Source organism: Leptothoe sp. PORK10 BA2, assembly GCF_034932105.1.
Classification (GTDB): domain Bacteria; phylum Cyanobacteriota; class Cyanobacteriia; order Phormidesmidales; family Phormidesmidaceae; genus Leptothoe.
In genome coordinates, this window is sequence record NZ_JAYGIG010000033.1 from 18,487 (window position 1) to 28,785 (window position 10,299).

Sequence of the window (10,299 nt, forward strand, 5' to 3'; positions counted from 1 at the left end):
TCTGGCCCAACAACTCTACTCACAGGCGCGACTGAGTACCAGGCGGCCATCGGGGAGTTGGTAGACGCTGTCGGGTTCTTGGATAGTGGGAGTGGAAGTGGGTTCGGCAACGGTGCGGACGGTGCCGGTGGGGTAGGTGGAGATGATGATGTCATCGGGGCGCTGGGGCAGGCCACCACTGCCGGTGGCAACGAAGGAACCGAGGCTGTCGCTGGTGCGGGCAATGCAGCTGCCAGCGGTGAGGGCGGCGGTGTCGGTGATGGTGTCTGAGAGGGAGGTGAGGCTGTTTTCGATGAAGCTGCTGTCGCCAGTGGAAATTTGGCCCGATTCAACTCCGCCTGTGGCGTTGATGTCGACGCGATTGTTACCGTCCAGAGCAAGCAGTTCTTCTCGGGTCAAGTTGCCAGAGCCAATATTGGCATTTTGACCAAAGAAGGTGGTGCCGCTGAGGTCAATCGCGCCACCGCGACCATCGGCGGAAAAAGCGAGGATATCGCTGTCATCCAAAGCAATAACAAAGTCAGCAATAATCGTAATGTTGCCGCCGCTGCCTTCACCCAAGTCAACTACAGTCAGGATATTGCTATTCTCTCTAAGAATAAGATTACCTGCTCGAATATCAATGCGCCCACCGGAAGTTGCTAGTGCTAACGAGCGAATCTCTCCATCGTTAACCCGTATTTGTCCATCGACATTGATTACTACATTGCCCGCATCGCCATCGCCAAAGGTGCTGGTACTCAGTACTGCGCCATTGCGCACCGCTAGGGAATTCGCCGCGATTTCCACATTGCCCCCGGCCCCGGTGGCTCCGGCTTCGACGCTGCTCCCGGCCGCACTGCTAAACTGGCCATCGGCACTGGTGCCGTCAAAAACGACGGCATCGCTCGCCGTAATGACGACATTGCCCGCATCGCCATCGCCAAAGGTACTGGCAACCAGTTGTGCGCCATTGAGCACCGCAAGGGAATTCGCCGCGATTTCCACATTGCCCCCGGCCCCGGTGGCTCCGGCTTCGACGCTGCTAAAGGCCCCACTGTTAAACTGGCCATCGGCACTGGTGCCGTCAAAAACGACGGCATCGCTCGCCGTAATGACCACATTGCCCGCATCGCCATCGCCAAAGGTACTGGCACTCAGTCCTGCGCCATTGCGCACCGCTAGGGAATTCGCCGCGATTTCCACATTGCCCCCGGCCCCGGTGGCTCCGGCTTCGACGCTGCTCCCGGCCCCACTGTTAAACTGGCCATCGGCACTGATGCCGTCAAAAACGACGGCATCGCTCGCCGTAATGACCACATTGCCCGCATCGCCATCGCCAAAGGTACTGGCAACCAGTTGTGCGCCATTGCGCACCGCTAGGGAATTCGCCGCGATTTCCACATTGCCCCCGGCCCCGGTGGCTCCGGCTTCGACGCTGCTCCCGGCCCCACTGTTAAACTGGCCATCGGCACTGGTGCCGTCAAAAACGACGGCATCGCTCGCCGTAATGACCACATTGCCCGCATCGCCATCGCCAAAGGTGCTGGCACTCAGTACTGCGCCATTGAGCACCGCAAGGGAATTCGCCGCGATTTCCACATTGCCCCCGGCCCCGGTGGCTCCGGCTGCGACGCGGCTCAAGGCCGCACTGCTAAACTGGCCATCGGCACTGGTGCCGTCAAAAACGACGGCATCGCTCGCCGTAATGACCACATTGCCCGCATCGCCATCGCCCAAGGTGCTGGCAGTCAGTTGTGCGCCATTGCGCACCGCTAGGGAATTCGCCGCGATTTCCACATTGCCCCCGGCCCCGGTGGCTCCGGCTGCGACGCGGCTCAAGGCCGCACTGATAAACTGGCCATCGGCACTGGTGCCGTCAAAAACGACGGCATCGCTCGCCGTAATGACCACATTGCCTGCATCGCCATCGCCAAAGGTGCTGGCACTCAGTCCTGCGCCATTGCGCACCGCTAGGGAATTCGCCGCGATTTCCACATTGCCCCCGGCCCCGGTGGCTCCGGCTGCGACGGTGCTCAAGGCCGCACTGATAAACTGGCCATCGGCAGTGGTGCCGTCAAAAACGACGGCATCGCTCGCCGTAATGACCACATTGCCCGCATCGCCATCGCCCAAGGTGCTGGCAGTCAGTCCTGCGCCATTGCGCACCGCTAGGGAATTCGCCGCGATTTCCACATTGCCCCCGGCCCCGGTGGCTCCGGCTTCGACGGTGCTAAAGGCCGCACTGCGAAACTGGCCATCGGCAGTGGTGCCGTCAAAAACGACGGCATCGCTCGCCGTAATGACTACATTGCCCGCATCGCCATCGCCCAAGGTGCTGGCACTCAGTCCTGCGCCATTGCTCACCGCTAGGGAATTCGCCGCGATTTCCACATTGCCCCCGGCCCCGGTGGCTCCGGCTTCGACGCGGCTCAAGGCCGCACTGCGAAACTGGCCATCGGCACTGGTGCCGTCAAAAACGACGGCATCGCTCGCCGTAATGACGACATTGCCCGCATCGCCATCGCCCAAGGTGCTGGCAGTCAGTCGTGCGCCATTGCGCACCGCTAGGGAATTCGCCGCGATTTCCACATTGCCCCCGGCCCCGGTGGCTCCGGCTTCGACGCTGCTCAAGGCCGCACTGCTAAACTGGCCATCGGCACTGGTGCCGTCAAAAACGACGGCATCGCTCGCCGTAATGACCACATTGCCCGCATCGCCATCGCCCAAGGTGCTGGCACTCAGTCGTGCACCATTAAGAACTTCAATATTAGTCGCCGTTATCTGAATACTGCCACCGGTACCCTCTGTGCCAGCCGCCAGGTCACTCGCTACTCCAGTCAGGCGGTTTTGTCCATCAAACCGAACGGTGCTGCCTGCATTAATCACCACATCTCCGACCACACCTGCACCAGAGGTCTGAATGCTACTGTCGACCACAGACACATCATTACGAGCATCGAGATACACGGCCCCACCCTGCCCACCAAAGCCTCGCACATCAATGCCAGCACCGCTAAGCCCCGTTCCAGTAACGAAAATATTACCTCCAGCTAAGTCAGCGTTCGGCTGGTAATGGGTTGTGAGCAGTACCAACCCATTGGGCGCAGCGATCAAAACATCACTAACAGTAATATCTGAGCTAGTTGGAATATCAAAGGCTGTACCAACAATAAAAGAGGTAAGATCAAGTCCAGAAATATAACCCGGTAGAACCACTCCAATCGCTTCAGGTGCTACTCCAGCCCGCACATCCAGTGTTGGCTGAGCCCCACCATCAATTTGCACTATCGTGCCATCTGAAAGCTGAATGGTCTCCTGCAAAAAATCAACCCCAAGAGTTCCTGGATCTGGGGCATTTATAATTGCGGTGCCAATATTGACTGAGCCCCCAGCCAAAATATGTAGCGAAGACCCCTGATAGCCTAAAACCTCTACATCTCCAAGAGCGCGAATAATCGGGTCGATGGGGCTAAACAGCTCTCCTAAATTTTCATCTAAGTTCTCCACCCGAAAGCTGCCGCCGCTCCAGTAGTGGGCATCGCCCCCCACCGGGTTAGTCGATCGCAGCACCATATCCCCATAGCTGTACAGCCCACTATCCGGGTGGCTCAACGCCACAATATCCACCGCCTCATTGCCCTGCACCAACAGGTCACCTCCGGCAAAGCCCACAAACGGCACCGTCGCCGTATCCCGAATCTGCACCGCATTCCCCAGCAGCATCAAATCCCCCGCCGCCGCCACCTGCCCTTGTAAATCCAAATTGTTCGCCGCCAGGGTCAAGTTCTCCCCCGCCGCCAGTTGGCTCCGATTCTCAATATCCCCCGAGGCATCGCTCAGGTAGCTGCTTACCAACGCACTTGGGTTCACCGTCAACAGACTGCTCCGCTCCGGTGTCGTGGCGCTATAAACCCCACTCCCCAGGGAGATCGCCTCGGCAGTAGAGGCATAAAAAGAACCCTCAATATCGAGGGCTGCATTCTCGCCAAAGATAATGCCATTGGGGTTTAGCAAAAACAAATCCGCCGCCCCATCCACCCCCAGCGTGCCAAAGATAGCCGACGGGTTGCCCCCCGTCACCCGGCTAAGAATCGACTCAATACCCACCGGGTTGGCAAAATACACCCGCTGCCCGTCACCAATGTTGAATTCCAGAAAACTGTGGAACAGGTTGCCCCCGCGAATCGCACCGCCCTCAAGCAGGTCGGCCACCTCCCCGCGCACATCTACCCCAGGGGAAACGAGCGAACCCTCTGCCCCCAACGTAGCATCGGGTGTAACTTGGGCCAGGGCCAGGGGTGTTGCCAGCAGAGACAACCAAGGGCCAAGCAGCCCAGCCAAATACCAGGGGCGAGAGAACAGCATAGATAATGACGGAGGAAGGAGGCAATAATGGTCAAAAGCTACCATGTTTACCCACAGACCGCTGGATTTCTAGGCATAAACTTTAGTTTCGTTGACGCCCTACGCCGTTCATGCTGGGTCAGCGGCTTACCCACCCCTGCCCCTCCGAGGAGGGGATAACCCACCCCTGCCCCTCCTAGGAGGGGATACCCACCTCTGCCCCTCCCAGGAGGGGATGGCGGATTCAAATCGGTTGCACAAACGGGTCATCTTATGCACCCAAAACAGCCATTGGATTGCCCTAGACTACCCTTGAGTCCTACCCGGCTTCGATTTAGCCTAAGGTCAGAATAGAAAACCCATGTCATCTATGCCGCTACCGAGACAACTGTGCCCATGAAGCGCCTTGCCAAACTTCATCAACGATGGTCCTCTAAAGCGTTTCCCTGGCGACAACTAATGCCAGGGTCAGTGGTGCTGGGCATCATTGTAGCGGCACGGCTGCTAGGGCTGCTCCAGGGGCCTGAGCTAAAAATGCTAGATACCCTCATGCGGTGGCGACCGGCCGAAACCACCGATGAGCGAATTTTAATAGTCGCCATTACCGAAGCAGACATCCAGGCATTGGGCACCTACCCCGTACCCGACAACGCGCTAGCTAACCTCATCCTTACACTAGAGAAAATGAACCCCAGGGTAGTGGGTCTTGATATCTATCGAGACATAGCGGTAGAACCCGGCCACAGCACTTTAGTCGATATCCTCCAAACCTTTCCCAACGTAGTTGGCATCGAAAAAGTTTTTAATGAACCACCTATTCTGCCGCCCCCAGCCTTACCCCCAGAGCAGGTCGGATTTGTCGATTTACCCCTGGATGACGATGGCTTTGTGCGCCGCCTACTCTTAGGTGCCCAGGCTCCCAGCGGAACATTTCATTTCTCCTTCGCCCTGCGCCTGGCCGAACTCTACCTGGCCAACGAGGGCATGGTTTTAGAGAATGGCCTGCGCGACCCCTTAGCCATGCGGTTTGGCACCACCGAGTTCGCCCAGATTACCCGTAATACGGGGGGGTACGTCAACGCTGATGTGGGCGACCTGCAGGTTTTACTCAACGTGCGCAGTGGAGCTACGCCTTTTAGACAGGTGTCAATGGGTGACGTGTTGTCAGGCACGGTGGACCCCGACTGGGTTAACGATGCCATCGTGCTGATTGGGGTGGCCTCCCTGAGCGCCAAAGATTTAATCAACTCGGGGGCTGTAGTATCAGAGAACCCAGGACTGATTTACGGCATTGACATTCACGCCCACGCCACTAGCCAATTGGTCAATGCGGTGCTGGAGGGACGCCCGCTTCTGTATACCTGGCCCAATGGGGTGAACTATGTCTGGATTCTGCTCTGGGGCGGAGTTGGCATGGTACTGGTTGTCTGGGTCAAATCCCCCGCCTGGTACTGGCTGTTGTTGGGGCTAACGGGCCTGGGAATTGTTGGCATCAGCTATGGGCTGCTGGTGCTAGGAGGCTGGTGGGTGCCACTGGTACCGGCGCTACTGGCCTTTACAGTGAATGGGGTCGTGATATCAGGGTTCTATTTGTACGACCAGACGTTGCGATCGCGCATTGAAGAACGTCAACGGGTAATTGAACAGACCTACAACACCATTCACAACGGCCCCCTGCAAACCCTGGCCCTGTTGCTGCGCGACTCGGGAGAAACCGTGAGTTGGCCAGAGGCCCTGCCCAAGCTCAAGCAGATGGATCAAGACCTGCGGAATATCTATGAGCAACTCCTAGACAGTGCCCACATATCTAAAAAACAGCATCTGCCCTTGGCCGAAGAAACGGCTGGTGCCGACTGTCTGCTCTACGAAAAACTTTACGAAGTATACAGTGAAACCCTACAGCGCGACTTTCCAGGCTTCAAAACCCTTGGCCCACACATTGTCAACTTTGAGCCCCTCAAGACTAACGGCCTATCTTCAGATAATTATCAGGCCCTCTGTCGATTTTTAGAAGAAGCCCTTTGCAATGTGGGTAAGCACGCAGTCAACGCCACCTCTCTAACCGTCATCTGCCAGGCCACCGAGACTGAGAATCTCATTCAGGTCAAAGACAACGGCCAAGGACTTACAGAAAATGTATTCCCCCGTACTACGGGCGGACGCGGCACCCGCCAGGCAGAGACCATTGCCCAGCGTCTGGGGGGCAGCTTTCAGCGGCGTTCGACCCCCTCGGGCACCTGTTGTGAGCTACGCTGGCCCGCTCCATCACCGAGTCGGCCCTGGTTTAGCTGGTTTCCCTGGCCATAGCCGGTTTGCCATCATCTGGGGGCATCAGTTGCCGAAAACGGCAACGTTCTTAGCACTCAACAGCAGACAGGCTGTCGGAAAGGTCGGCTGACTATCGAGGCTCATCTTTCTACTCTGAGGGTGTCTTCCATAAGGAACTGCAAGCACCATGCAAAACCATTCGTTCAGCATCCTGCAGACCGTTGCCCAAAAGGGCTTTCCCTTTATCCTTAGCTTCGTCGATGATGCCGTCCTGATGATCGCCACTAGAGTTGGCTTGCAGCTTCCCTGGCTGCAATGGCTGAGCACGATCCTGCTGGTGGCAACCCTGCTGTATTGGACAGTGCGGCTGGTAAGGTATTGGTACATTAACCATGCCCTGGCTGAGCCCGGCCCAAAACTCAAAGCTTAAATTTTAGGTAAATCGTCAAATCCACGTTTGAAACAGCCTTAAACTAAGTCCAGGAGAAAGTTAATGAAACAGTTATTAAAAATGCATAAGCCAGGTTTTGCGATCGCAAGACTCTCCATAGGTAGCCTCATCTACCTACTGTTTACTTGTGACCAACCGAGCTGGGGTCATCAGGCGTCTAATATTCTCACCAGTAAGATTGAGAAACCCCTGGCATTAGCGACTGCAATGCGTAAAAGCTACAGTCCGCCAGCAAACCCAACACCACCGAACCGCACCACTGGCGGCGGTACCCGTGGGGGCTGTGACAGCCCGGCCGCTATTAGCTTAACAGCCCTAGCCCCTCAGGCCCATGCTGGGCAAACGGCCTCTACTTGGCCTACGCTGACCTGGTACATTGCTGACGAGAACCCCTATCCTGTCCAACTTCAGCTCTATCGATACACTTCTAGCAATCCCGTAGAGACTCAATTAGAGCGGGTCCATTTCTTTGATCTTGGCCCCAGTCAACCGGGATGGATGTCCTTTACCTTACCAACCTCTCTGCCGCCGCTCAATGTTGGGGAAACCTACCGTTGGAAGGTTATTCTACAATGCAGCGCCAGCCAACCTTCCAAAAATAAAATTGATGAAGCCGATTTACAAGTGGTGCCATTGCCCATCGGCATGGTGACAACTACTGACCCGGTGCAGCAAGCCCAACAATTCGCGGCCGCTGGGCTTTGGTACGATGCAATCGCCGTTATCTCCCAGAGTTCGGCTGCCTCTGCTGTTGCCTACCGGCGAGATTTAGTGGCCAGTTTAGCTGAGCTGGAGGCTGAAAATCCCAATGATCAGTTCTCGCAGTTAAGCAATCGCCTGCGTTACATCGCCACACAAGACTGACGGCTATTCGTAGCCGCAAAAACAGGTAAAAATCTGCATAGCTAGACTATACAGCTATGCAAGTTGAGATTAGCAGTGGCATTGTCCAAAGTTCTCTCGAAGTTCTTGACCAGAATCTTGCAACGCTCCATCCAAGTATTGGAGCGTTCAATGATCCATCGCGCCACTGCGGGAACAAAACCGCTTTTTCCTTGAGCCGCTTTTTCTGCCTTGGACGGCTTGGGCGATCACTCAAACCTAACCTGGCTCATAATCTTCGGGTAAACCGCCTCAAGCGCTACTGTGAGCTTGTCAGGATGGTAACCGTGGTCTAGCAAAATAGTCATCTTGGGGATGTTGACCGGCTTAGCTCGAAAGTAATCGATGGGCTCGCTCAGCATCTTAATCAGGCCGTCATCGTTGGACACGTTAGCCAGTGTGCAATGCGGAAAGAACGGAAATTCTATCGTATCGACCGCCAGATGGCGCTGGAGGCCGTTGGTCGCTTTGTAGACGCAAAAGCCCTTAGACTCAACGCTGGCATTACAGGTGTTTTTCTCCGCTTGCGAGTCGATGATCATCAGTCGAGTCCACCCTGACCATGAAGCCGGTTCATCCGCTTCTCGATAGTGCCTGCTTTGCGCCAATGATTGTAGTGCCCGTAGACCGTCGAAGACGGCGGCAGGTCCTTGGGCAAGTCTTCCCCATTAAACCCGTTTTTGCACGGGTATAACCTGCCGTCAATGAGCTCTCGGTAGCTCCACTCTAGCGGTCGAGCCCACTTTTTCTTCGGCAGGACATCCGACAACAACGGTTCTAGGACTTTCCATTCTTCGTTGGTGAGGTTACTAGAATAGGTATGATGAATGACTTTGGCTTGATGTTGGGCTTCTCCCTACATTATTAAAGATGTCAGATCAGCTCTATAGGATTGGTTCGTGTTTTGTAAAAGTTGCACTTTTCAGCCAATATTCTTTCTGAATTTTTCACAGGATCATGCATTAAAAACGAGTGATTTTAGAATAGCTGCAGGTTATTGTTTGGATAGTTCAGGTGAGAACATTTTGAGAGATATAACAGGACTGTGATTGTTCTAAAAAGCCGAGCTCTTATTGGTTGGCTATTGTTGTTTTCTATTTCCTGTTTTTTATCCTCCTCCGTTTTTACCTTCCTACTACATAATGCAGAACAAAGGGATTAGCCATGTCTAACTACGATCTAAATCAGTTGAACAGTACACCGATTAGCCAAAACAATTATAATGTCAACTCTTTCGATCCAACAGATGTATTTGAATTTGATATTACGGGGAATCGTCAAATCGGGCTTTATCTCCATGATCTGAATGGTGGCGATGCCGACCTGGGACTCTACCGCGATAGCAATGGCAATGGTGTTTTAGATTCCAACGATACATTGGTTTCCTATTCTGTGAATGTGGGTACTAGCTCCGAGACCATCGACTACACCGCCTCGGCAGGGACCTATTTTGCACAAGTCGCACAGTTCTCTGGGAGTCCCATTTCCTATGACTTGGACTTAGCTGCAACCTACGATATTGGGACCGTGGGTGCATCACCTGTTTCTCTCGATAACTATACTGTGGGTACCTTTGACCCAACGGATACGTTTGAGTTTGATATTACAGGAAATCGTCAAATTGGTCTTTCTCTCCATGGCATGAACGGTGGCGATGCCGACCTACGCCTCTATAGCGATAGCAACAACAATGGTGTCTTTGATGCCAGTGATGTGCAGGTGGCTTCTTCTACCAACAGTGGAACTGGCCCTGACACCATTGACTACGCCGCCTCGGCAGGGACCTATTTCGCGCAAGTCACACAGTTCTCTGGGAGTCCCATTTCCTATGACTTGGACTTAGCTGCAACCTACGATATTGGGACCGTGGGTGCATCACCTGTTTCTCTCGATAACTATACTGTGAGTACCTTTGACCCAACGGATACGTTTGAGTTTGATATTACAGGAAATCGTCAAATTGGTCTTTCCCTCCATGGCATGAACGGTGGCGATGCCGACCTACACCTGTATAGCGATAGCAACAACAATGGTGTCTTTGATGCCAGTGATGTTCAAGTGGCTTCTTCTACCAACAGTGGAACTGGCTCCGAGACCATCGACTACGCCGCCTCGGCAGGGACCTATTTCGCACAAGTCACACAGTTTTCTGGGAGTCCGATCTCCTACGATCTAGATTTCTCCACCAACTACAATATTGGGACTGTGGGTGCATCACCTGTTTCTCTCGATAACTATTCTGTGGGTACCTTTGACCCAACGGATACGTTTGAGTTTGATATTACAGGAAATCGTCAAATTGGTCTTTCCCTCCATGGCATGAACGGTGGCGATGCCGACCTACACCTGTATAGCGATAGCAACAACAATGG

The 10,299-nt window shown here is 54.5% G+C and carries 5 protein-coding genes and 2 pseudogenes; 4 read left to right on the plus strand and 3 right to left on the minus strand.

Translation table 11 applies throughout. The annotated features are described in order from the left end of the window. Nucleotides 1-15 precede the first annotated feature (15 nt). Nucleotides 16-4,347, minus strand: a complete 4,332-nt coding sequence (locus VB741_RS10085) for a beta strand repeat-containing protein (protein WP_323365043.1) — start codon at nt 4,345-4,347, stop codon at nt 16-18. Nucleotides 4,348-4,722: 375 nt separating this feature from the next. On the opposite strand from VB741_RS10085, the gene VB741_RS10090 reads away from it, so the two are divergent. From VB741_RS10090 to VB741_RS10100, 3 genes are all read left to right on the plus strand, one after another. After that, nucleotides 4,723-6,633, plus strand: coding sequence for a sensor histidine kinase (locus tag VB741_RS10090; RefSeq protein ID WP_323365044.1), 1,911 nt, complete (start codon nt 4,723-4,725; stop codon nt 6,631-6,633). 148 nt (nt 6,634-6,781) lie between these two features. Further along, nucleotides 6,782-7,024, plus strand: a complete 243-nt coding sequence (locus VB741_RS10095) for a hypothetical protein (protein ID WP_323365045.1) — start codon at nt 6,782-6,784, stop codon at nt 7,022-7,024. 63 nt (nt 7,025-7,087) lie between these two features. Further along, entirely contained in the window at nt 7,088-7,909 is an 822-nt protein-coding gene (locus tag VB741_RS10100; RefSeq protein WP_323365046.1) for a DUF928 domain-containing protein, read from the plus strand. Between the two features lie 41 nt (nt 7,910-7,950). Here VB741_RS10100 and VB741_RS26300 read toward each other — a convergent pair. Both VB741_RS26300 and VB741_RS26305 read right to left on the minus strand, forming a co-directional pair. After that, nucleotides 7,951-8,469: pseudogene (locus VB741_RS26300) on the minus strand (transposase). Then, a complete protein-coding gene (locus VB741_RS26305) occupies nt 8,469-8,699 on the minus strand; it encodes a transposase (RefSeq protein ID WP_442786331.1) in 231 nt (76 codons plus the stop codon). The pseudogene VB741_RS26300 and the gene VB741_RS26305 overlap by 1 nt, the downstream one beginning before the upstream one ends. Before the next feature lie 392 nt (nt 8,700-9,091). Between VB741_RS26305 and VB741_RS10110 the strand changes: the two are divergent. Continuing rightward, nucleotides 9,092-10,299: pseudogene (locus tag VB741_RS10110) on the plus strand (hypothetical protein); the annotation flags it as partial.

What these genes read in the sequence shown, in the direction of transcription:
- VB741_RS10095 (WP_323365045.1), top strand. Translation starts at nt 6,782, where the DNA reads ATGCAAAACCATTCGTTCAGCATCCTGCAGACCGTTGCCCAAAAGGGC.
- VB741_RS10090 (WP_323365044.1), top strand. Translation starts at nt 4,723, where the DNA reads ATGAAGCGCCTTGCCAAACTTCATCAACGATGGTCCTCTAAAGCGTTT.
- VB741_RS10085 (WP_323365043.1), bottom strand. Translation starts at nt 4,347, where the DNA reads ATGCTGTTCTCTCGCCCCTGGTATTTGGCTGGGCTGCTTGGCCCTTGG.
- VB741_RS10100 (WP_323365046.1), top strand. Translation starts at nt 7,088, where the DNA reads ATGAAACAGTTATTAAAAATGCATAAGCCAGGTTTTGCGATCGCAAGA.